General features: G+C 53.7%; 18 protein-coding genes. 10 read left to right on the top strand and 8 right to left on the bottom strand.

The features are described 5' to 3' along the window. The first annotated feature begins 114 nt into the window (after positions 1–114). Complete coding sequence (locus tag B2952_RS02195) at positions 115–1,920, top strand: CotH kinase family protein (protein WP_290735500.1); 1,806 nt, start codon at positions 115–117, stop codon at positions 1,918–1,920. On the opposite strand, the gene B2952_RS02200 is transcribed toward B2952_RS02195, so the two are convergent. After that, positions 1,895–5,500: a fibro-slime domain-containing protein gene (locus tag B2952_RS02200; protein ID WP_290735498.1), complete on the bottom strand. Its 3,606-nt coding sequence runs from the start codon at positions 5,498–5,500 to the stop codon at positions 1,895–1,897. The two genes, B2952_RS02195 and B2952_RS02200, sit on opposite strands and share 26 nt — an antisense overlap. A 474-nt stretch (positions 5,501–5,974) precedes the next feature. Here B2952_RS02200 and B2952_RS02205 point away from each other — a divergent pair, with 474 nt between their 5' ends. After that, complete coding sequence (locus tag B2952_RS02205) at positions 5,975–8,146, top strand: fibrobacter succinogenes major paralogous domain-containing protein (RefSeq protein ID WP_290729124.1); 2,172 nt, start codon at positions 5,975–5,977, stop codon at positions 8,144–8,146. A gap of 13 nt (positions 8,147–8,159) precedes the next feature. Here the strand turns inward: B2952_RS02205 and B2952_RS02210 are convergent, their stop codons facing one another. From B2952_RS02210 to B2952_RS02225, 4 genes are all read right to left on the bottom strand, one after another. Continuing rightward, positions 8,160–9,146: a tetratricopeptide repeat protein gene (locus B2952_RS02210; protein WP_290735495.1), complete on the bottom strand. Its 987-nt coding sequence runs from the start codon at positions 9,144–9,146 to the stop codon at positions 8,160–8,162. Between the two features lie 184 nt (positions 9,147–9,330). Further along, on the bottom strand, positions 9,331–11,013 hold the full coding sequence (locus B2952_RS02215; protein ID WP_290781472.1) for a glutamine--tRNA ligase/YqeY domain fusion protein: 1,683 nt from the start codon (positions 11,011–11,013) through the stop codon (positions 9,331–9,333). A 94-nt stretch (positions 11,014–11,107) separates the two neighbouring features. Further along, positions 11,108–12,436, bottom strand: a complete 1,329-nt coding sequence (locus B2952_RS02220; RefSeq protein ID WP_173381839.1) for a hypothetical protein — start codon at positions 12,434–12,436, stop codon at positions 11,108–11,110. Positions 12,437–12,477: 41 nt separating this feature from the next. Then, a complete protein-coding gene (locus tag B2952_RS02225) occupies positions 12,478–13,176 on the bottom strand; it encodes a hypothetical protein (protein WP_290726965.1) in 699 nt (232 codons plus the stop codon). Positions 13,177–13,265: 89 nt separating this feature from the next. On the opposite strand from B2952_RS02225, the gene aroE reads away from it, so the two are divergent. From aroE to B2952_RS02255, 6 genes are all read left to right on the top strand, one after another. Then, complete coding sequence (aroE, locus tag B2952_RS02230; RefSeq protein ID WP_290726966.1) at positions 13,266–14,159, top strand: shikimate dehydrogenase; 894 nt, start codon at positions 13,266–13,268, stop codon at positions 14,157–14,159. 1 nt (position 14,160) lies between these two features. Continuing rightward, positions 14,161–15,771 (top strand): 3-dehydroquinate synthase, encoded by a 1,611-nt coding sequence (aroB, locus tag B2952_RS02235; RefSeq protein ID WP_290729118.1) that lies wholly within the window; start codon positions 14,161–14,163, stop codon positions 15,769–15,771. 10 nt (positions 15,772–15,781) lie between these two features. Continuing rightward, positions 15,782–16,765 (top strand): GDP-mannose 4,6-dehydratase, encoded by a 984-nt coding sequence (locus B2952_RS02240; protein ID WP_173366634.1) that lies wholly within the window; start codon positions 15,782–15,784, stop codon positions 16,763–16,765. A 196-nt stretch (positions 16,766–16,961) separates the two neighbouring features. Then, complete coding sequence (locus B2952_RS02245; protein ID WP_072980505.1) at positions 16,962–17,294, top strand: putative quinol monooxygenase; 333 nt, start codon at positions 16,962–16,964, stop codon at positions 17,292–17,294. A 4-nt stretch (positions 17,295–17,298) separates the two neighbouring features. Continuing rightward, entirely contained in the window at positions 17,299–17,898 is a 600-nt protein-coding gene (locus tag B2952_RS02250; RefSeq protein WP_290729115.1) for a flavodoxin, read from the top strand. Positions 17,899–17,926: 28 nt separating this feature from the next. Beyond that, positions 17,927–18,964 (top strand): amidohydrolase family protein, encoded by a 1,038-nt coding sequence (locus B2952_RS02255; RefSeq protein WP_290729113.1) that lies wholly within the window; start codon positions 17,927–17,929, stop codon positions 18,962–18,964. A 3-nt stretch (positions 18,965–18,967) separates the two neighbouring features. Here the strand turns inward: B2952_RS02255 and B2952_RS02260 are convergent, their stop codons facing one another. The 3 genes from B2952_RS02260 to B2952_RS02270 all read right to left on the bottom strand — a co-directional run bounded on the left by B2952_RS02260 (position 18,968) and on the right by B2952_RS02270 (position 22,099). Next, on the bottom strand, positions 18,968–19,771 hold the full coding sequence (locus B2952_RS02260; RefSeq protein WP_290729111.1) for a LysR family transcriptional regulator: 804 nt from the start codon (positions 19,769–19,771) through the stop codon (positions 18,968–18,970). 61 nt (positions 19,772–19,832) lie between these two features. Further along, positions 19,833–21,050 (bottom strand): ATP-binding protein, encoded by a 1,218-nt coding sequence (locus B2952_RS02265; protein ID WP_290729109.1) that lies wholly within the window; start codon positions 21,048–21,050, stop codon positions 19,833–19,835. A 110-nt stretch (positions 21,051–21,160) separates the two neighbouring features. Further along, entirely contained in the window at positions 21,161–22,099 is a 939-nt protein-coding gene (locus B2952_RS02270; protein WP_290735486.1) for an aldo/keto reductase, read from the bottom strand. 212 nt (positions 22,100–22,311) lie between these two features. On the opposite strand from B2952_RS02270, the gene B2952_RS02275 reads away from it, so the two are divergent. After that, a complete protein-coding gene (locus B2952_RS02275) occupies positions 22,312–22,614 on the top strand; it encodes a hypothetical protein (RefSeq protein ID WP_290781474.1) in 303 nt (100 codons plus the stop codon). 50 nt (positions 22,615–22,664) lie between these two features. Further along, on the top strand, positions 22,665–22,859 hold a 195-nt coding region (locus B2952_RS02280), incomplete at its 3' end, for a hypothetical protein (protein WP_290781476.1).

Here is a 22,859-nt window from a genome sequence, read left to right on the forward strand (position 1 = left end):
ATCGTTTTTTAGCAAAAAATTAAGTTGTAAGCGAAAACAACACGTAAAACACATTTAACATTATATAAACATCTCCGACATTTATTTTATGGTGGTATGGTTAAGGAGTCACCCATGTCCAGTAAAAAAATCACATCCGCACTGTTCTTCTGCATAGCGACAGCCGCTTTCGCGCAGACCTACGATTTGCCAATCGTATTCATCGACACCAAGAACAAGTGTCTAGACCAGAACGTCACCGAGAAAATACCCGCCACGATGAGCGTGCTGGACGCGGCAACGAACAACGTAGCCGACAGCGCCAAGGGCACGCACTACAATATCGGCATCAAGGTCCGCGGGCAATCCTCGGCCAAGTTCCCCAAGCCCGGCTACAGCGTGGAAGTCCGCGACGAAAAAGGCGAAGGCATGGACGTGAGCATGTTCGGGCTGCCCCCTGCCGACGACTGGGTTTTCCACGGCCCCTACGTGGACAAAAGCCTGATGCGCAATGCGCTCGCCCACTGGCTCTTTAGGCAGGCAGGCCACTACAGCCCCCGTACCAAGCACTTTGACCTCTACATCAACGGCGTGTACCGCGGCGTGTACGTGCTCATCGAAAAAATCAAGCGCGGCAAATATCGCGTGAATGTAAGCAAGCTCAAAGAAACCGACATTAGCGGCGACGACGTGACCGGCGGCTACATCTGGGCATTCGACAAGACCGGCACCAATACCGGCGGCATGGGCAACGAAGACATCAACAAGGAAGGCTTCAAGACCGCCGACGGTCTGAACGTCATCATGCACTATCCCAAAAAGGAGAACCTCCAGCAACAGCAACAGGCCTACTTGAAAAAGTACCTGGAAGATCTCGAAAACCTGTTCAAGAACGGCAAGAACGGTAGCGGGTACGAAAACTATGTGGACATGACTTCCGCGCTCGACTACGTGCTGCACGAAGAAGTGACCAACAACTCCGACTCCTACTGGTGCAGCTTCTTCTTGCACAAACCCAAGGATAGCAAGGGCGGCAAGGTGACGCTTGGCCCGGCTTGGGACTTTAACCTCGCCATGAGCAACGGAAGCCAGCCCGAAAACGGCGGCAACAACAACGGCGGCAACAACGGCTTCAACTGGAACATGTGGGGCGGTGGCGGCATGGGCGGTGGCGGAATGGGAAGTTCCGGAACCACCGGCTGGCAAATCGAAAGTACCATGAAAACGGGCATGAGCGGGCTCAAGATCCCCAACTGGCTGCTTGGCATGTGGAAAGACAGTCATTACCAGAGCGAACTCAAGAAGCGCTGGGCGGAACTCCGCAGCGGCGTATGGCACTCCAAGACCATGGACGTGTATCTCGACTCCATGAAGACGTACCTGACCAAAGCGGCCGACAGAAACTTCAAGCGTTGGCCGAACCTCGGGCAATCCAGTGGACAGGGTGACAGTGACCCGCAGCCGATGAAATACTGCAACCAGGGCGGTGGTCAGCAAGGCATGTGGGGCATGAACATGCCCATGGGCGGCTACAATGCCGACACCTGGGACGGCGAGTTCGAGCACCTCCGCAAGAAGATGAAGGAACGCATGAAGTGGATGGACCAGCAGCTCGGATTTACCGAACCTGCACAGCCCATCGTGACCGAGCCCATAATCCACGTTCCCGACTGGCCGCAGGATACCATATCCAAAGTCGAGCCCCCTCCCGATGCCCTGGACGATTTCAGTAGGCTCTCGCCGACCAACTTCTTCAACGTGAACGGCGACAAGATTGAAATCCAGACCGATCTGGGCGGAACCTTCGCGCTCATCGACCTGAACGGCGTCACGCTGTTCAAGACCAGAATCAAGAAAGGGGTAACGACCCTGAAGGTGCCGGAAAAGGCCCAGAACCAGCACTGGATTGCAACGCTCAACGGGAAGATGCTAAGCCGCTAATGTTTTTACCGCGGCGCACGCCCCAGAAATTGTCGTGAACTTGGTGAAGTGTATTTTTACCGTTCACGACAATTTTTATTTCTAGGCGCGAGATGTAGACGCCTGTGCCGACCAGGCGGCCGCTATTGGAACGCATGTTCCATGCAAGGAAGATATTTCCCTTGTTCTTGAGGCAGCCCTCTTCGCCGTACACGCCCTTGTCGGAGCACCTTATCGTATTGGACGTTCCGCCCACGTACTCGCCGAACTGACTGTAATAGAACGTGCGGTAGTGCAGTTCCACGGCATCGTCAGATACAATCGTCCTTTCGCCGCTACGGTATTCCTCGAGATTGAATTCGGTCACCTCGCCCGCCTTTACGGCATCGACAAGTTCATGCGCAACGCCCGCTTCCGCAAGTTCCGCATCCAGCTTGCCGCTACGGATGGCGTCAAAGAGGTCGGCCTGCGTCACGGTCTGGACATTCCCTATGGTGATTACCGTATCGCGGCTCGCCTCGATATTCGCCTCCGCCATTTTCGCGAAGAGCTCCAGGTCGCCCTCGCCGACAACGGACCTGTAGTTGTCCTCGGTAATGGAACCGTCCAAAATCCCGTTAATGGCCTGCTCGCTAAAACCGTACGAGGTATCCACCAGGTTCACGCGAATGTCGTTGAACAACTGCGTCAAGGCTTCCTGCTCGCTGATGCCGACCATCGTCGTGTCGTAATCAGTTTCGCTCCCGACGCGAGACTTCACGAAGGCATCGAACTTCTCGACGGCATCCTTCGTCTGCTCTACCATAATCTTCGCGATATCAAAATCGACAAGCGAGCCCTGCACGCCGAGCGAATCCGCTATCTGCTGGACGTCCTGGCTTATGTCCGTAACAAGCTTCACCTGCGTAATCGTGTCGTTCCTGACAATGCCATAAGGGTCTTCTCCCAGCGAGACTACGCCCGGATTCTCTACACCGAGTTCCTGGTCGCCCGTAATGGCAACCCACGGATTGTCCCTATGCGGTACATTCCCGGCAAGGTCCTGCGCACCGCCCTTGGGCGCGAACCTCACCAGGTCACCATCCGTCGGCAGTACAGCCCCGTTCCCGCCCGAAGTATAGATGAGCGTCATGCGCGCTCCCGTTCCGCCCTGCTGCAGAGGCCTTTCGGGCTTCTCGTTTATCCCCGAGCGCATGCAGGTGTATTCAAAAATCTCAGTAAACAGGTGCCGGGACTCTTCAGAAATCGCCTCGCTGAAGGTAATGTCTATAAGCCTGCTCCCGTCCTTGCTTATCTTTTTCGAGGCCGAAAGCACGATGGGCCCGACTCCGTCGGCGACCTGCTCGTTCTCGATAAAGAAGTTGCTGACCTCACCCTCATTTTCGTAGGTAAACCAGTTGTTCAGGCTTCCAGAATAGATTCCCGACGCATCTCCGGTAAACTGCCTACTACCAAAACCGCAAACCTTCCCGGTACATTCCGCGCCAAGGTCTTCGGCAGTAAGCACGATGTCGGTATCGTTCACAATCTTGAATTTCGACGTCGCCACGAACGTTTCACCGAAGGTCAGCTGGATAGAATCCAGACGGCTCTTGCCATTGACTGCGCGCTCAAAGTGAACGTACAGGCTGTCGGCACGCCCGTCCCCGTTCCGGTCCATCGCAATAGCCTTCTCCACACGCGGTGCGGGAGGTTCGGCAAACTTCAGGTCGGTCCATACCGAAACGCCCGCCGCGGCGCCCTTCGCCGTGAGCACGGCTCCGGACACGGGAGCATTCGCATGTACGTAGAATGTCGCACGCCCATCCTCGTCCAGGTTCACCGCGCTGATTTTCTTTCCGCCCGGCGCATCCAGGATATCTATCGCCGCATTCGAGAACGATAGGTTTATCTTGCGGTTGTAATTGTTGACGACGGCCCATTCCTCGAAGAACGTGATATTCACCTGGTAAGTCGCATACGCCCAGGGGCCAATCTGCGCCGTATCGCCAGAGACCTGCGTACCGAGGACAGTCCAGTCTTCCTTCGCGAACGCGACGCTCGGCACGGAATAGGACGGCACGGTAATCTCCACCTTCGTCACCTGGCTCGGGTCAGCCTTCAGGGTAATTTCCAGGAAGTAGTGCCCGGGAGCAAGCGCGTAGTTCGAAACAATCGCTGCAGAATCTATCGAGAACGTGGAATCGCTCGTAATCTTGATTCCCTCGTAATGGGTACCGACCCCGAGTATCTCGGGCCCCGCGAGGTTACCGCCGGTAAGCTTGAAGGTCGACGCGCCACCGGTCGTATCGCGCTCGGCAGAATTCGCGTCGAAATTGCAGGAAAGTTTGCTCTTCTTGTTGATCTGCCATACCTCGTAACTCATTCCAGAGCCGCGCCTGTCCGAAGTCAGGAACAGCGACGCCTCGACCTGCAAGTCAATAGAAGTGCGCATGCGGAAATTAGACGAACCGGTATGGCGCTCCACGTAAAAGATATGGAAGTCGTACGTCTTTCCCGGAACAAGCATGTCGCCGGTATTCTGCCCGATGGTATCGAGATCTACAGCACCCGCCACCTGGCCATGCTGCCCGCCGATATCCACCGCAAGGCGATTGTCGATAAACACCCACACGTCGTCGTCGCCGTAAAAGTCGAAGTACTGGCCCGGGACATACTCGAACGTCGCCTGTATTTTTGCGGCATACCCGAAGTTGTGCTTGCCTATCTTCGTTCCCTTCAGTTGGTCGTAGTAAGGGTTCGGAACCTTCTCCGCATCGTCGAGAAACTCGAAATCGTCCAGCAGGAACATACCGTCCGAATTGGCCTCGTTCCCTTTCGATATCTGGTCCTTCGAAACTTCCGCAAGCCAGAAACCCTCGTCGTCCATAGATACATACAGGTCGCGGCAGGTCATGTTCGTGTATTCGTTGCCCGCACTGTCCTTGGCGACAACCTCGGGCAGGAACCAGCTGTCAAGATGCTCCGTAATCTTGCACTTTTCCGGGAAGGGGTCCGCACGCACGGGAACCCCGTTCGCACCGAGCCTGTATTCGACCATACCCGTAATAGCCTTGTCCTTGCCGGAGCACCCGCCCGAACCGAAGTCCGCGCTGACGCCGTTTGCGGGGTCACCGTTTTTTCCGCTTCCGTCGCCATCGCCATCGGTACCGTGCAGCCAGTCGTAGACGGTCACGGGAATCTTCTTGAGCGGGCAGTCGCCAAGCACGCCGGGGTAACCGGAAAACAGCGCGGGAACATCAGCCTTGTACCCCTGCACCCAAACCGTATCGGAGAGGGCGGCAACGGAATCCAGCATCATCTCGCTAGATACCGAAGGTTCCTCGGCAACCATGCCCTCCGCACCCACGTAGTTGAGGCCGACAGTCTGCTTGAAGTAGACCCCGAAGCCCTCGGCAGGCGCATCCACCGTCGCCTTGAACCAGCCGCAGTAATTTTCGAGAGGCGTCATCGTGGCTACGGAATCGCCCCCCACGAACAGTACCGCGTTTGTGTTCGACCACGGCGTAAAGAAAACGACCGTCTTTTCGGCATGAGCCGTTCCCATCGTCAAGACGGCTGCCACGGCCAGCATCCTGGCCTTTTCTACCCAATTCACCATAACATCCATCCCTGAGATCATTTACAATGTTCTCAATTTTTAGGAAAAAATATAACATCTTTACAATAAAATATATTGTTTTTAAATAAAATTTTACCATTATTTAATAAAGAATGTTCTCACTTTTTACAAAATGTTCTCATTTTTCCCTTGAGCAGTACGAAACAAAAAAAGGCGGCGCAAGGCCACCTTATTCTCCACATTCTCTCGATAGCAGACCGGCAATCAGTCCTTTATGCAGCGAACGTAACAACCGAAGAGTTTCACGTTCTTACTCATGCTCGCATAATCCTTGTTAGCATACAAATAATAGGCAAAACGCGGAGATCGCGGATTAATGGCACGGGCATCTTCAGCGCAAGGATGCCCTTTTTTATGTGATATGCCCCATACATAGCTGGTTCAAGAACGAAAACATATACACACCTGCTTTCTTTAAATGTATATTACCGTAAAACAGAATGCAGGGCCTATATGACTTCACAAAGAATCCTTGCCGCATTCGGCATAATCAGTTCGCTCGGGCTTTTCGCCTGCGGAAACGCCACCTCCGATGATCCAAATGTATATTTTCCGCCAGAGGACGAAGAACTTGAAGGTTGCTCAATGGAGTCCCTCGCCGATGAATCGGGCGTAAAGGTCCTGTGTGACGGTGATTCCGTCGCCACTCTACTGAATGGGAAAGACGGCTCCGACGGCAAGGATGGCAAGAGTTGCACGGCAGAACCCCTGCAAAACAAGACCGGATTAAAAATCCTATGTGGCGAGGATTCCGTCGGCGTCGTGTACAACGGTCGCGACGGCAAAGACGGTAAGGACGGTGCAGGCTGTTCCATCACAAAGATTGACGAAATCAACGCCCGAATTATCTGTGGTTCGGATTCCATCACGTTCTACGTAGGGCGTTCCGACAAGATTCCCGTATCTATCGATTCGCTGACAGGCTTTGCGCAGAAGGGTCCCTTCCAAAAAGGTTCTTCCGTTTACCTGTACGAACTAACCGACGGCAAGACACTAAAACAGACAAAGGGGAATTACATCACAACCATCGAATCCGATGACGGTCGTTTCAAGTTTTCAGATATCGACTTGGAATGCCAATACGCCATGCTCCTTGCCGATGGACGGTACAAGAACGAAATCACGGGAAAGGGGACTGTTTCCACGATAAAGTTAAAGAGTCTTGTAGACATTTCCAAAGATAGAACCGCAAACATAAACCTCCTGACACATTTGGAGTACGACCGTATACAATATCTTGTTACGCAGAAAAAGATGAGTGTCGATTCCGCCAAGGCAATTGCGCAATCCGAAATATTCAAGACTTTCCATATCGATGCAGAAAAATTCGACAAGTCCGAAAAACTTGACGTAACCGGCAAAACAGATGCCGATGCGGCATTGCTGGCCGTATCTGTATTGTTGCAGGGAGAACGAAACGAATCCGACTTAAGCATTCTTTTAACCGACTTTTCCACGGACTTTCGCGAAGATGGAAAATGGAACGACGCCAAAAAACTAGCCACCATAGCCGACTGGGCCCGAGATTTTGACGCAACCGACACAACCCTTATGAAATCAAACGCAACATTCGCCAAAATCATTCGCCAGTACTGGAGCATCGAAAACGGGCTCGGCGCATGCGGTAGCGACAGCATTCCCAAAGGAACCGTAAAGAGAGTTACGAACAGTGATTCCAGATTTTTCGCCAAGACATACGCCGACACAGCCAAGTCCAAGGAACGCTTTACCTGCGTGGGCGACTCCAAATGGAGACTCGCCACAAATGTCGAGAAAGATACTCTGGAATGGAAACCGAAAAATAGCAAGGATGGCGCAATACTGACGGGACCGATTTCCGGGAGCAAGTACGTATTTGACAAGGACACGCTTCGCCAGGCAACAAAGGAAGAAATCAAGTGGAACAAGGGGTGCGTGAGTTACCTGAAAAACGAAAACGTTCTACTCGAGAATCAGTATTCCTACTACAAGTGTACCGATGATGGCTGGGCATTCGATTTCGAGCACCTGAACTTCGGTACGCTTACAGACAAGAGGGACGGGAAAACCTACAAGACCGTAGGCATAAAGAGTCAGATGTGGATGGCCGAGAACTTGAATTACGACTACAAGATAGACTCCCTAAGTTACGGGAACTACTGCTTTGACAATGTTCCTGAAAACTGCGAAAAGTTCGGGCGCATTTACCTGTGGTCAGCCGCAATGGACACCGCAAAAACCGGGTGCGGTTGGATGCACAAGTGCTCCCCCAAATATCCGGCACAGGGCATATGCCCCGACGGTTGGCACCTTCCCGATAATAGCGAATTCAACACGCTAATTGAAGCCGTTGGCGGCGCAGAAAATGCCGTAACCGCCCTCAAATCCACCGAAGGTTGGGCAATCAATCACGAGGGAAACAGTTCTAATGGAACGAATTTGTACGGGTTCAATGCATCTCCTGACGGGTACCTAGAGGAAAACGGGATTTTCATCTCTGACGGGATAATCGTCAACTACTGGAGTCCCACAGAAGATGGCGTGTATTACGGGCATGTGTTGGAATTCCATCACTACACCCAGATAGCGAAAGTTGGAATCGAATTAAAGGATCGAGGAAACTACATCCGTTGTGTAAAAGACTAAGGAATTCCGCCAGTTATTTCTGATTTGACCAGATGACGTAATCCCCGAGGGCTTCTATCTGCTTTTTATCAAGGTAGTACGCCAGCGAGGGTTTATTCGGAAGAATGATTTCGTACATGATAAAGGAATTGATCTTCCCTGCCGAAAGGGCCTTGTTCAGGCGGGTAAGAGTCTTTGAATTCGCCTTGCGTTCATCAATTTTCGGCAACAGGCCGGCAAGGCATTCCTTGATCATCGCCTCGCCCATGTCCTTGTTTGCCTCGGCACGCTTCTTGTACTCGGGTTCGAACTTCCACGCGGCCTCGATAAACGCGTAATACATCCAGAGGGTATCGGCCTCCACCACCACGGAACCATCGGGTGTCTGGAGGACACGTGCCTGCGGGTTGAACGCCCAGTGGCTTGAATCGAGCCCGTTGGCCGCATAGATTTTCTGGCGCAGGGATTCGAGCCGCGGGTTATTACGGTTCAGCACCTTCGCTATAGAAATCTCCTCGAGGGCCCTTTTCCTGTCGCCCTTGTTGCGGTAAACGTCGGCAAGCAGCCAGTGCGCAAGGTAATCGATGTAGTTCGCCTCAATCGCCTTCTTGTACCAGGACTCAGCCATGTCCCAGTTCTGCTCTATACCGAAGGTCTGCGCGATGTAGGCCATCACGATGGTCGCATTCGGGTCAAGCAGCAACACGCGCTTGTAGGCATCGCGGGCCTTCGCGTATTCCTTCTTGGAAAAGAGGTCCTCCGCCTTGTCTAAAGCCTTCTTCACGTCACCCTTGAACTCGAAGGCGGTCACCTTGTAACCTCCATCCACAAACCTGCGGTAGGCGGGCATGTTCAGCAAGTTGCTGCGGTCCGGTTCCGGGAAGGGTTTCTTGAGTTCCTTCACGGAATAGGCAATCTTGGAGGCGTTCAAAGTTTCCATTGCGCGCTTCAAGGGGTTGTCGTCTTCCGCAAAGGCGACTGCGGCAGACATGCAGAAAATGAGAAGTGTCTTGAATTTCATACTGTAAGTATATATAAAAAATGATAAAGGTGACACAAAAGCCACCCTTTAATTTATTAAAAACATTGTAATCAATCAAACTGTAATTCGCCTAGAAACGAGCAAGACAAGGAACGCGAATCGAAGCTGTATTGACATACAGCGAGAGTTCGCGTGACACAGTATTGCGAAGTTTATCGGCGAATTACTTCACTTGTTTAGCGAAGGAATCCTTCAGATCCACCGTGCGGTTGAACACCAGGTGGCCCGGCTTGGAATCTTCGCTATCGAGGCAGAAGTAGCCCTGGCGCATGAACTGGAAACGGTCTTCCAGCTTCGCGTTTGCGAGGCTCGGTTCCACCTTGGCCTGCTTGATCACCATGGATTCCGGGTTCAGGTAGTCGTGCCAGTCTTCGCCCTCGGGAACCGCAGCCGGATCTTCGAGCGTGAAGAGGTTGTTAATCAGGCGCACTTCGGCGTCCACGGCATGGGCCGCAGAAACCCAGTGGATGGTGCCCTTGACCTTGCGGCCATCGGGAGTCTCGCCACCCTTGCTCTGCGGGTCGTATTCGCAGTGAATCACCGTCACCTTGCCGTTGGCGTCCTTCTCGACGCTCTTGCAGGTCACGAAGTAGGCGCCCTTCAGGCGGACTTCGCCATCCGGCTTGAGGCGGAAGTACTTCTTGGGCGGTTCTTCCATGAAGTCGTCGGCCTCGATGTAGAGTTCCTTACCGAAGGGGACTTCGCGGGTACCGGCAGCGGGATCGTTCGGGTTGTTTTCCACCTTGATCATCTCGACCTTGCCGTCTTCCCAGTTGTCAATCACGAGCTTCACCGGGTCGATAACCGCCATCACGCGGTTCGCCGTCTTGTTCAGTTCTTCGCGGATGCAGAAGTACAAGAGGTTCACGTCGACCATGGAGTCGGCCTTCGACACGCCAATGCGGTCGCAGAACTCGCGGATGGAACTGGGCGTAAAGCCACGGCGGCGGTAACCGCAAACCGTCGGCATGCGCGGGTCGTTCCAACCCATCACGGCCTTCGTTTCCACCAGTTCCAAGAGCTTGCGCTTGCTCATCATGGTGTAGGTCAGGTTCAGGCGGGCAAATTCAATCTGCTGCGGGCGGTTGTCGAGGCCAAGTTCAATCAGGAACCAGTCGTACAGCGGGCGGTGCGCCTCGAATTCCAGCGTACAGATGGAGTGCGTGATGCCTTCGATCCAGTCGCTGAGCGGGTGGGCAAAGTCGTACATCGGGTAGATGCACCACTTGTCGCCGGTGCGGTGGTGGGTGCAGTGCTTGATGCGGTAGATGACCGGGTCACGCATGTTCATGTTCGGGCTAGCGAGGTCCACCTTCGCACGGAGGCACTTCTCGCCATCGGCGTACTTGCCGTCGCGCATTTCGCGGAAGAGCTTCATGTTCTCTTCGATGCTGCGGTCGCGGTAAGGGCTCGGGCGGCTGGGCTTGCCGGCATCGTTGCCGCGGTATTCCTGCATCTCGTCGCGAGTCAGGTCTTCCACGTAGGCCTTGCCCATCTCGATAAGCTTTTCGGCAAAAGCGTAAATCTGGTCGTAGTAGTCGCTGGCAAAGTATTCGCCGCCCTTCCATTCAAAACCGAGCCACTTCACATCTTCGCGGATGGAGTCCACGTATTCCACGTCTTCCTTGGAGGGGTTCGTGTCGTCAAAGCGCAGGTTCGTGATGCCGCCGAAATCCTTGTACTTGATGGCGGTACCGAAATTCAGGCAGATGGACTTGGCGTGCCCGATGTGGATGTAGCCGTTGGGTTCGGGCGGGAAACGGGTATGCACCTTGGTGCGCTTGCCCGTCTTGAGGTCGTTGACGATGATGTCCTGTACAAAATTCGAGGATTCAGGGATTTCCATAGTTGAACCTTTGGTTTTTAACGGAACAAATATAAAAAAAAGCCCCCGAACGAATCGGGGACACATTCAAACCGGACGGGATGCCGTCGCAGTTCTAGTTCTTGGGAACCTGGGCGCCAGTGCCTTCCACGGCACCGAACAGTTCGAGCGCCTTCGCAAACGGATAGCGGTTCATGAACATCGTGGCGGAAGATTCCATCTTGCCGACCATGTTCATGCCCATCGCAGCACGGAAGGTGTTCGCCGGAGAATTCGGATCGTAATCGGTCTTTTCCTTGTAGCTTGCGTTGAGGAAGCCGTTCAGGTAGGCTTCGTCAAGCTTGCCCTTGAACACGGACGGATCCTTGAGAGTCTTGTTGCCTTCGACCTCGGCGAGCTGTTCCACATCCTCGAAGTCCTTGGCCCAGATACGCATGAACTGTCCACCGCCCGGAATCATGAGGTCGGCCTGCTTGTTCAGGAAGAAGATGTTGTTGGTCGCGGTCGTCACGCGGGCAGCTTCCTTCTTCTTGTCGCTATCGACATGGCCACGATCAAGGGCGGCCATGATGGTGCAACCGATAATGTTGTGGTCGATGTAGGCGTTGAGACCCGGCATGTAGCGGTATCCGTAGCCCATGTCGCCCTGGTCCTTGAGACGAGACCATGCAAAGAGCAGGGTGTTGTGATGGAACTTGACAACGGCATTTTCCTTGGCGCTGGAACCACGGAGTTCAAGACCTGCCATACGGAGCGCAACGAATATGTTGTTCGAAATTTCGGCCGTCCCCTTGAACATGCCGCGGATAGCGTAGTTGGGAGCGTTCACGAAGGCGCAGTTCTTGATGACCAAGTCGACGGTCGGGTTGTCGAGGTAGATTTCGGAAGTCTCGGTCGTGAGGACGCGGCCGGTCAGGTCCGGACCACCGACACCGGCAGCCCCGATCGGCTGCATCATACCGCTTTCCACGCCTTCAGGCTTGCCCGCACGGTTCGGATCCTTGTCACCGTTATAGGCGATGGAGTTGCCGCGGTTGAACAGGAGACCGTCAATGACGACCTTGCCTCCGTCCAGCTTGATCTGCATGGTGCCATTGCCCTTTGCCGTTCCGTTGGACTCGGCAGTGGGTTCGATCAGGGTCTTGTACTTGAGCACGTCGCGGGTCTTGAAATCGGTGGAATAACCGCCAACGATAGTCACCGGCTTGGTGACAAGGATATTGCCGCAGTCGAGCGTACCGAAGTAGTTACCCTCGGCAACGAGGATGGTAGAACCAGCCGGAGCGGCATCGAGCGCCTTCTGGAGGTTCTTCATCGGCTTGTCGGCAGAAAGGCCGTCCTTGCGATTGGAACCGGTTTCCTTGCTAACATAATAGGTATCGGCATAGGCGGACGTGCACAAGGCCGCAGCCAGAGCCATGACGAGAATTTTCATGTTTTTCATATTACTCCTTTAAAGTTTTGCGAAAATATAATACAAAAATCTTACCGACGGCGCTGTTCTTCGCGAATTTTTTCCATGCGGGCCTTGTACTTCGTGTTTACCGCGTTGAGCCTCTCATCCGTAAAAGCCTTCTTGAAAGACGAATCCATCATCCCGTAGATGGATTCACGCACGCCCTGGATAAAGAATCTCGCCTCGAAATCCTCACCGAAATTTTTTCTCATCCCATCAAAGAGAATATCGATTGTCACGCCCTGCGTGTAGGAATACTTGACTATCATGGACGCCGTGTCCGCAAGGACAACCTTCTTGCCCGTGATCGGCCCTGCAATAGCAATCGGCGACGCGTTTTCACCCGCCTCCCTGCGTTCCTTTGCCACCTTGTCGTAGTGCTTGTTGACCGCATTTTGTTCTTCCGCCGAAAGCTGGAGTTTCCAACTTGAATCCTTCAGAGCCCTCTCGTTGTCGGCGATTCCCTGAATCATAGCATCGAGTTCAAGCATTGCGCCGACCCGCTGGGGCGTATTCATGTACGACGGCAACCCGTAGACCGAGCCCAGGATGTAAGCAAAAACTTGCATGTCGGTTGTCGTATCCACTGCGGAATTCTGCGGCTGGGCCGTATTTTCCCGGACTGAAGCCTGAGCCTCGACCGCCTGCTTATCGGCCTTCTGCGGCTCATCCGATTCACAAGCAAGCAGCGCAAAGGCACAAACACACAAGGCAACAAAATTTTTCATAGTAAATCCTCTTTTGCCCTAAATATTATATATCTTTTGTAAGGATTATTTATAGTTCAGCCCCAGGTGGGCGGACAAAAGAGGTAAAATTGAACCGTATCGACGGAAAAACAGAGACGCTCTGTATCTTCGGGCATCCGGTGGCGCACAGCAAGTCGCCCGCGATGCACAACGCCCTTTTCGAGGCGCTAGGAATCAACGCACGCTACCTCCCCCATGCACCAGAACCGGAAAAATTCGCGGACGCCATCCGCGGGTTCAGGGCAATGAATTTCCGGGGGGCAAACGTCACCATCCCGTACAAGACCGAATTCGTAGGTTGCGACGGAACCCCCAGGCTCGTAGACGAGCTTAGCAACATCAGCAAGTTTACCGGCAGCGTGAACACGCTATACTGGAAGGACGGAATTGTCGGGGGCACCCTCCGCGGAACGACAACCGACCCGTACGGCTGCATCCGCAACCTCGAAGAGAACGGCGTGAACGTCAGCAACAAGCGCGTGGCGCTCCTCGGGAACGGCGGCGCCGCAAAGGCAATCGCGTTTACGCTCGTGGAACAGGGCAACGCGCTCACCATCGTGTGCCGCACGGCAGAAAAGGGCCAGGCGCTCGCCGACAGCCTTAATGCGGTATTTGTCGAGGTCGGGGTAAAGGTTTCGACCTTCGCCGACTTCGAAAGCATCTCCGCCGATTTCGACATCATCATCAACGCGACATCCGTGGGCATGACCCCGAACGAAGGCGAAAGCCCGCTCCCCGCGGAATGCCTCCACAAGGGGCAGGTCGTGTGCGACATCGTGTACGCGCCGCCGCGCACCAGGCTATTGCAGATGGCAGAGGCGAAGGGCTGCAAGGTCGTCACGGGCGAAGGCATGCTCGTACACCAGGGGTTGGAAAGTTTCCGCAAGTGGTTCCCGAAGGAGACGGAGGGCCGCACCAACGAAGAACTGACTGCGATTATGCGCAAAGGGATGCAGGGCTAACATGAAAGAGCATATTTTCCTCACCGGATTCATGGCCAGCGGCAAGAGCCGCACGGGCCGCACCCTTTCCGAACGCCTGGGCCGCCCGCTCGTCGATACCGACGCAGTTATCGTCGAGCGCGCAGGCAAGAGCATCAGCGAGATCTTTGAACAGGATGGCGAAGCGAAGTTCCGCGAGATGGAACGCGACGTGATTGCAGAAATCGCGGCCAACGAGACACCCCAGGTGGTATCGCTCGGCGGCGGCGCCATCAACAATCCCGAAAACGTGAAGGTCATCCGCGAATCGGGAACGCTCATCCGCCTGTGGGCCAAGCCCGAAATACTGAGTGAACGCATCGGCCGCAAGAACACGCGCCCGCTGCTCGCAAACCTCAGCGACGAGGAACGCCTCGCGAAAATCAAGGTGATGCTCAAGGAGCGCGAAAAGAACTACGCGCAGGCGGATTTCAGCGTGGAAAGCACGAACGACGTGAACGATTCCCACATCATCGAGCGAATCCTGCGCATGTTGCAGTTTTGGAAGAGCCACGCGCTCGATGTTTACCCGAGCAGCGGGGGCCGCTACCCCATCTTTATCGGGAAGGATATCGTCCCCGAGACGGCATGCCTGCTCGAAGGCCTGCAGCTCTCCCCCTCACACGAATTTCTGGTATGCACCGACACGACCATCGCGAAGGCGCAGGGCAACATGCTGAACATGCTCCGCGGCCAAGCCGGCAGGTGTCCCGTATTCAAGTTCCAGGCGGGCGAACGCAACAAGACGCTCCACAACCTGAACCAGCTTTTCACGTTCATGCTGCACCGCGGCTACACCCGCAAGAGTTGCCTTCTGCAGTTCAGCGGCGGTGTCGTTGGCGACATGGCCGGCTTCGGAGCCGCCACCTACCAGCGCGGCATCCCGTTCATCCAGTTCCCCACGACCCTCCTCAGCATGGTCGACAGTTCCGTGGGCGGCAAGGTGGCGGTGAACCACCCCGAAGGCAAGAACATGATAGGCGCGTTCTACCAGCCCCGCGCGGTGGTTTGCGACATCTCGGTACTTTCGACCCTCAACGACACCGAATACCTCGCGGGCCTTGCCGAAATCGTCAAATACGGCGTCATCTACGACGAGGAATTCTTCCGCTACCTGGAAGGCAACGTAAATGCCATCAAGAACCGTGACTTCGATGCGCTCAAGCACATGATTTTCCGCAGCTGCCAGATCAAGGCAGAGGTCGTGGGCATCGACGAGAAGGAATCGGGCCTGCGCGCCATTCTCAACTACGGGCACACCTTCGGGCATGCCATCGAAAAACTTACCGGCTACAACATGTTCAGCCACGGCATCGCGGTTTCGCTCGGGATGCGCGTTGCCGCAAGGGCCGCCGTAATGCTCGGTATGATGGATGCCGCGGCAGAGGCCCGCCAGAACGCGCTCCTCGATGCGCTCGGATTCCCGAAAACCTTTGGCGTGGATACGGAAAAGGCCTGGGATGCGATGGCGGTCGACAAGAAGGCCGAAAAGGGCACGCGCGTCTACATTCTGCCCACCAGAATCGGTGCGGTCGAAAAAGTGACGAACATCGAAAAAGAAATTGTAACGAAAGCATGGGATGCAATTAGGTGAGGAATAGCATATGAGCATATTAGTTACAGGCGGAACGGGAGGACTCGGATTCCATATCCTCTCGGCACTAAGTGGCACGAGCCGCGGACTTTACAGTTTCAGCGATGAACAGCCGCAGCCCTGGCAGAAGGTGGACGGCGTGGAGTACCTCACTGGCGACATGCTGAACTTCAAGGACGTGCTGGAGATGATGCAGAAGGTCGAGCCTACGCACATCTACCACCTCGCAAGCCAATCCTCCGTGGGGCTCAGCTACAAGAAGCCCTACGAGACCCTGAACATAAACCTGCTCGGCACGCAGACGCTCCTGGAAGCCGCAAGGCAGGTGGTTCCGAAGGCGAAAATCATGCTGCTCAGTTCAAGCGAAATTTACGGCCGCACGGAACAGCACCTCACCTACCTCCACAAGGAAACCGACCTGCCGAACCCGCTCACTCCCTACGCGACATCGAAGGCGTGCATGGAAATTCTCGGCAACCAGTTCCGCAACGCAAACGACATGCACATCGTCGCCGTGCGCCCCTTCCATTTCACGGGTCCGCACCACAGCAGGCGTTTCGCAATCCCCTCCATTACCTACCAGCTGGTAAAGATAAAGTATTACCATGCCGAACCCGTTGTCTATTCGGGCAGTCTTGATATCAGCCGCGACGTGGTGGACGTTCGCGACGTTGCCCGCGGGATGATACAGATTCTCAACACGGCCCCCTCCGGCCAAGTCTACAACATCTGCAGCGGAAAGTCCTATACCTTCCGCGAACTTGTCGACATGCTCGTCGAGATTGCTGACGTGAGCGTGGACTTCCGTTTCGACCCCGCCTACGAACGCACGAACGACATTCCGCTTCTTGTGGGAGACCCCACCAAGGTGAACGAAATCGGCTGGAAACCCATGATAAGCATCGAGGACAGCCTCACCGACCTCTTCAACGAGATGGTCGTACGCAGGCGCACAGAACTCAAGCTCGGCATGGGCAAGGACCTGCCTCTGTAACCGAAGACGACCCCTCCCCAAAAGCTCGTTCACTATGCGTCTCACGCATACTGAGCATGAAAATTAAGCATTTTGTGCATGTTCCGAAAAAATTTATATTATATGCGAAACATTTCGGAGTGGCAAAGTGAAACTCAAGTTTTTAACGCTATTTTCAATCCTTGCGCTCGCTGCGAGCGTGTTTGCGGAGAGTGCCATGAGCAACATTACGGTAAACCTGCGCTATACGGGTAAGAACGGGGCGGCAAAGAAGTTCGCCGAAGAGATGGTCTCTAGCGGGACGGTGGCGAAAATCCGTGCCGAGAAGGGCAACATCCGCTACGAATATTTCCAGTCGCTGGACGATCCCGAGACTATCTTGCTGATTGACGCGTGGGAAAGCCAGGCAGCCATCGACGTGCACCACGCTTCGCCCATGATGAAGACGATTGCGAAACTCCGCGACAAGTACGACTTGAAAATGACGGTCGAGCGCTACACGCCCGACAACACCATGCCCAAGACCGACGAAAAGTTCATCAGGAAGTAGCCCTATGAAATCGCCCGCGTTGTTTTCGACCTTGCTCCTGGCTCTGTTTTTGAGCCTCCTTGCTGCGTGTTCCGACGACAGTTCGTCTTCGCCGACAGGTGAGGTCACTCCGGCGAGTAAGTCCCGTGGCAAAACACTCGTGGCCTACTTCTCGAGAACGGGCAACACCAAGCCACTGGCCGAATACGCTGCGGAATACCTAAGCGCAACATTATTCGAAATCACCGCGAAAATCCCCTACACCGACGAAGACATCGCCTATTATACGGACTGCCGCGCCGACCGCGAACAGAAAGACGAATCCGCCCGCCCCGAAATCGCAACCGCTGTCGAGAACATGGACGAATACGATACCGTCATCATCGCGCACCCGATATGGCACGGGATTGCACCCCGCATCATAAGCACGTTCCTCGAAGGCTACGACTTTTCCGGCAAGACCCTGCTCACTTTCTGCACGTCGGCTTCAAGCCCGCTGGGCCAAAGCGCCAAGCTGCTGCAGGAACTTACGCCCAATTCCACATGGCTCGAAAGCAAGCGCTTCGCCATCGGCACCAGCCGCGAGGAAATCGAAGAATGGCTGGAAGACGTTCTGCGCCCGTAACCCATAGTCGACCATCATCGGGATTGCCATGAATTTTAAGAATTACTTAACTGCAAGCATTGTTTTGACCGCATCCCTGGCCGCGGCTGCCTTTGCCGGCGGTGCCATCGACGTCCATTCCCATGTGATTCCTGCGGATTATTTGGCCAATTTGCAAAAGCATAACGCGCAGTTGGACGAAGGTTTTCCGCTCCCCAAATGGGACGTGAGCGCCCACCTGAAATGGATGGACGAAGCTCAGGTGCAAACCTCTGTTTTGACGCTCGCTGCCCCGCAGCCCTATTTCGGCGACGCGAACGAAAGCGCCTCAATCATCCGCAAGGTGAACGAGGTCGGCTCATCCCTGAAAAAGCAACACCCCGGTCGATTCATGTACTGCGCGGCACTCCCGCTGCCCGACGTGAAAAAGTCCATCGCCGAAGCGGCTTACGCCCTCGATACGCTCAAGGCCGACTGCATCAAGCTTGCGACCAACGTAAAGGGGCAGTACCTGGGCGCGCCCGAACTGGACGCCCTGTTTGACTACCTGAATAAAAAGCACGCCGTCGTGATTTTGCACCCTCACAGGCCGGAGCCCGTCAACAAGGACGTAATGAAGCAGACCCCGCTTGCCATGCAGGAGTACCTTTCCGAAACGACCCGAGCTGTCACCAACATGATTTCTAGGAACGTGCTGGCTCGCTACCCAAACGTGAAAGTGGTGGTGCCCCATTGCGGCGCGTATCTCCCGCTCGCGTTGCCCCGCATGAAGTCGCTGATTCCCGTGATGCAGCAGAACAAGCTCATCGGGAATATCGACTGGGAAAAGAACCTGGCCTCGCTCTATTACGACCTTGCCGGAGCACACTCCGCAGAGACCATCCGCATGATGCTTACCATCACCACGCCCGACCACCTGCTTTACGGCTCCGATTACCCCTACGTGGCGCCCAAGGTGCTTACCGCGAGCATCGAACGGCTCAAGGCGTATCTGAAAAAAGAGGCTGACCTTGCGCCCTATTACGATATGATTCTTGATGGCAATGCCCGCGCACTGTTTGGCGATAAGGCGACCAGCGGGAAATAGATTCTACGCCAGCGTCACTTTGAAAAATTCCACGTTCATTTCGCGGTCGGCGAGCGGCACAATCTTGCGGCTCTTGGGAATGTCGTAATCGAACTTCTGGTCCGAAACGAACGTCAACAGCGAAGACTGTTCGATGAGCTTTGAAATGCCCTTTGTGCTGTCGTGCTTGATGAAGGTGGCGTCGGGAATCTTCTTGCGCTTGACCTGCTCCCAGAACCCTACGTTGCTGCGCTGGATGATGGTTTCGCCCTTGAGTTCCCGGAGCCGGATGGACTTGCGCTTGGCAAGCGGGTGCTTTTTCGGGAGCGCAATCGAGAGCCGCTCCTGCATATATTTTTCGGCACGGTACTTCTTTGCACGGGGGGCCTTAAGCGTGATGCCGATATCCGCCGTGCCTTCGTTCAGCGCCTTCAGCACGCCCGCCTCATTGTCGATAATCTCGTAGGTGACCTGCGCGCCGGGGTATTTCTCCTGCAGTTCCTGCACCATCCGCATGGCGGGGAGGATGGCCACCGACGCGATGGAGAACGTGCGCGTGCCCGCTCCCTGCGGGCTCACCTTTTCCATCATCTCGCCTTGCAAATCCATGATGCGCTTCGCATATTCGGCGACCGTGCGTCCCTTCTCGTTCAGCTCGATGCGGTTCTTTTTGCGCTCAAAGAGCGGAGCACCGATTTCGTCTTCCAACTTCTTGAACGCGCGGCTCACCGCCGGCTGCGAAGTGTAGAGTTTGTCCGCAACGGCCGAAAGCGTCCCGTATTCCAGGAACCCGGCCAGCAATCGCAAAATGTAGGTCTCGACAAACATAAAAAGCCCCTTTTGGGGAGAATATAATAAATCCGCTATGCGCCAAGTGAATAGTGGACGTTTAAAACTTACCCACAGGCACAACTTTGATGGTGTAGCCTTTTTTTTCGATAGTCCTTTCCTCGTTCCATGTCACAATAGTCAGGTTGTCGCAGCCTAGTTCTCCCGCACATTCGACGATGCTGTCTACTTCCCGCTTTATAGTCTTTTCTTTGGACATGTCGTAGCAAACCTGGATAAGTTCCTTGACCTTGTTGCCTTCACGAAGTACAAAGTCGGTTTCCTTGTCGTTTCGGGAATGGTAATAGAACAAAGTCTTTTCGGTGTCATACCCGCGATGGAGCAACTCCACAAAGACCTGGTTTTCCAGCAGTTTTCCGAGATTATCGCTCAAATTAAAAGCCTTCGACGCAACAAAACCATTGTCAACCACATACACCTTGCGAGGCGCTTTTTTCATCAACTTTAGTTTGTTGTTATACCTGTCCAGATAATAAAACAGAAACGGCTCGTGCAAATAATCCATGAACTTTTTTGTTGTGCTGACGCTAGAGAGCCCAAGGTCATCTGCCACGTCATTGTAGCTAAATGTTCCCGTGAAATTGGACAAAAGAAACATGGCTACATTGTTCAAGTCAGTTGCGTTTCTGATCTTATGTCTTCTGACAATATCCTTGTACAGAATGGAATCGAAAAGGATCTGTAAATAACTTTGGGTAATAGACCTTTGAGTAAAAGTCTCTGGATAACCGCCGTTTTTCAAGAAGTCGTCTTGTATTTTTTCTGCATTACCCAAGCGGTCTGCAAACTGCGATGCTTCGGCAAGGCTAAATGGCAGCATGTTGATTTCAAGGTAGCGGCCAGTTAGTACGGTTGCCATTTCTCCAGAAAGCATTTTGGCGTTACTGCCGGTTATGACCAAATTTACACCACGTCGATAAAGTTTATTAACCCAGACGTCCCAACCGTCAATGTTCTGCACTTCGTCCAGCAGCAGGTACTCGTAATTCGGATAAATTTCGCCAAGCAACATCTCGGCCTGCTGTTCGTCCCACTTGTTCAATAGTTCGTTGTCGTCAAAATTCAGGTAGGCGAAGTTTTTGCCCCGCAACATCAAAAGGGCCTGGGTGGATTTTCCGACACGCCTCGGCCCCGTCAAAAGCTTGATGTTCGGACTTTTCAGCAATTCGTCAAAGTTGTATATGGTTTGACGGGGGATATACGGCAGACCGAGAAGTCTGTCCCGCTCCTTGCGCTGGTTTTGTATGGCTATCTTCATAGGATGAACCGTCCTTTACCCATAAAAATAGCTTTTTTTATTCAATAAATGCACTGTATTGGATAAAAAATGTACTTTTTTATCCAGTTTGACTAAAATTTTGGCAATTTTCACCAGTTCTCGTAGCGGTGGCCCGTATCGAGGGCGGCGATTTGCTTCATTTCGTCGTCTGTCAACTCGAAGTCGAAAATCGAGATGTTTTCTGCGATGTGGTCAGGGTTCTTGGAACCCGGAATGGCAATGTAACCCGATTGCACGTGCCAGCGCAACACCACCTGTGCGGCAGATTTCCCGTGAGCCTTCGCTATCTTTGCGACAACCTTGTTCCCCAAAACATCTTCGGTGTGGCCGCGCCCGCCCAGCGGGTAATAAGATTCCACCACGGCGCCGTATCGCTTTGCGTATTCCTTGAATTCCGTGTTCTGGTAAAACACATGGCTCTCGTTTTGCACCACGGCAGGCTTGATTTCGAAATCGGCAAAAAAGCGCTTCGCCGTCTTTTCGGTGTAGTAATTCGATATGCCGATGGAACGGATCTTCTTCGCCTTCACAGCACGTTCCATAGCCCTGTAAACCGCCTTGTCTTCGGCGTCGCTCCCGTGCTGGTGCAACAGCATCAAATCAATATATTCGAGCCCCAGCTTTTCGAGTGAGTCGTCGATGTCTTCGTCCAGGGAACTGCTCCACGGCACCAGTTTCGATGTCACGAACAAATCTCCGCGCTTCACGAGCCCATCGTCAATTGCCCGACGAATACCCCTACCCACGGCTTCTTCGTTGTCGTAATATTTTGCCGTATCAATCAATCGATACCCGTTCTTGATGGCGACATAGACTGCGTCTTCAGCCACCTTGCCGCGCAAAGTCCAAGTGCCAAGCCCGAGAACCGGCATATCGAAACCCGAATTCAACTTGACCGTTGGGGCCGCCCCTTTGCTACTCTGCACGCTTGAACCTCCTTTGTCCGAAACCTTCGGCACCGCCTGCGACGCCGCATCGCTCGAACACGCCATGAACAGGAAAACGAACAAGAAACAGAACCACCTCATGCCCTAAAAATAACCAAATCCCGCAACAAACCCAAATACTTATTTCGCATAAAAGATATGCTTTGAAGGCATAGGCGGGGGAGGCTCCGCCCCTTAAAAACCCCGCAACCCTTCTCGTCATCCTCGCGAAACGGGCGAAGGGTCGCCGCAACCAATGGCTGCAAATCCAGGGTAAGCCTGAATACAACAGTTGGTGCGGCTACGCATTCGAAATGCTGTGCCTTCAGCATTATCCGCAAATCCTGAACGCACTCGGAATCTCTGGAATAGAAAGTGCCCCTTGTAGCTGGATATATACAGGGAAAGACGGCGCACAATTCGACCTTCTAATCGACCGCATCGACAACGTCATCAACATCTGTGAAATGAAGTTTTCGACCAGCCCCTACGAAGTCACGCAGCATTACTTGACGGAACTCCTTGAAAAAGTCAAGCTGTTCAAGGAATCCTCTAAGACCCGCAAGTGTATAATTCGCCAAATCTACCATAAAATGCCTACATTTGGCAAGTTATGACTCCTATATGTCCTAAGTTGAGTCATATAGGAAATTTTTGACGGAAAACCTTGAAAAAAGTTGTTTTTCTGCGTTATTCTGGACTTTTGTCTTGTTTCCTAAATTTTACAATGGGGGGGGTATGGACTTTGGCAGGGGCATTACCTATATTTAACAAGATAAACTATAGACGGGGATGTTTTTATGAAAAATTTCATTGCTCCAAGGTCCCTGAGCTTGCCGAAGGGCCGGCTCATAACCATCTT

Origin of the sequence: Fibrobacter sp. UBA7003 (genome assembly GCA_002449765.1) — a bacterium.
Taxonomy (GTDB): Bacteria; Fibrobacterota; Fibrobacteria; order Fibrobacterales; family Fibrobacteraceae; genus Fibrobacter.

Bases quoted from the DNA above. Each gene is read 5' to 3' on its own strand.
- B2952_RS02195 (WP_290735500.1), top strand. From the start codon at position 115: ATGTCCAGTAAAAAAATCACATCCGCACTGTTCTTCTGCATAGCGACA.
- B2952_RS02200 (WP_290735498.1), bottom strand. From the start codon at position 5,500: ATGGTGAATTGGGTAGAAAAGGCCAGGATGCTGGCCGTGGCAGCCGTC.
- B2952_RS02205 (WP_290729124.1), top strand. From the start codon at position 5,975: ATGACTTCACAAAGAATCCTTGCCGCATTCGGCATAATCAGTTCGCTC.
- B2952_RS02210 (WP_290735495.1), bottom strand. From the start codon at position 9,146: ATGAAATTCAAGACACTTCTCATTTTCTGCATGTCTGCCGCAGTCGCC.
- B2952_RS02215 (WP_290781472.1), bottom strand. From the start codon at position 11,013: ATGGAAATCCCTGAATCCTCGAATTTTGTACAGGACATCATCGTCAAC.
- B2952_RS02220 (WP_173381839.1), bottom strand. From the start codon at position 12,436: ATGAAAAACATGAAAATTCTCGTCATGGCTCTGGCTGCGGCCTTGTGC.
- B2952_RS02225 (WP_290726965.1), bottom strand. From the start codon at position 13,176: ATGAAAAATTTTGTTGCCTTGTGTGTTTGTGCCTTTGCGCTGCTTGCT.
- aroB (WP_290729118.1), top strand. From the start codon at position 14,161: ATGAAAGAGCATATTTTCCTCACCGGATTCATGGCCAGCGGCAAGAGC.
- B2952_RS02240 (WP_173366634.1), top strand. From the start codon at position 15,782: ATGAGCATATTAGTTACAGGCGGAACGGGAGGACTCGGATTCCATATC.
- B2952_RS02245 (WP_072980505.1), top strand. From the start codon at position 16,962: ATGAGCAACATTACGGTAAACCTGCGCTATACGGGTAAGAACGGGGCG.
- B2952_RS02250 (WP_290729115.1), top strand. From the start codon at position 17,299: ATGAAATCGCCCGCGTTGTTTTCGACCTTGCTCCTGGCTCTGTTTTTG.
- B2952_RS02255 (WP_290729113.1), top strand. From the start codon at position 17,927: ATGAATTTTAAGAATTACTTAACTGCAAGCATTGTTTTGACCGCATCC.
- B2952_RS02260 (WP_290729111.1), bottom strand. From the start codon at position 19,771: ATGTTTGTCGAGACCTACATTTTGCGATTGCTGGCCGGGTTCCTGGAA.
- B2952_RS02265 (WP_290729109.1), bottom strand. From the start codon at position 21,050: ATGAAGATAGCCATACAAAACCAGCGCAAGGAGCGGGACAGACTTCTC.
- B2952_RS02270 (WP_290735486.1), bottom strand. From the start codon at position 22,099: ATGAGGTGGTTCTGTTTCTTGTTCGTTTTCCTGTTCATGGCGTGTTCG.
- B2952_RS02275 (WP_290781474.1), top strand. From the start codon at position 22,312: ATGCTGTGCCTTCAGCATTATCCGCAAATCCTGAACGCACTCGGAATC.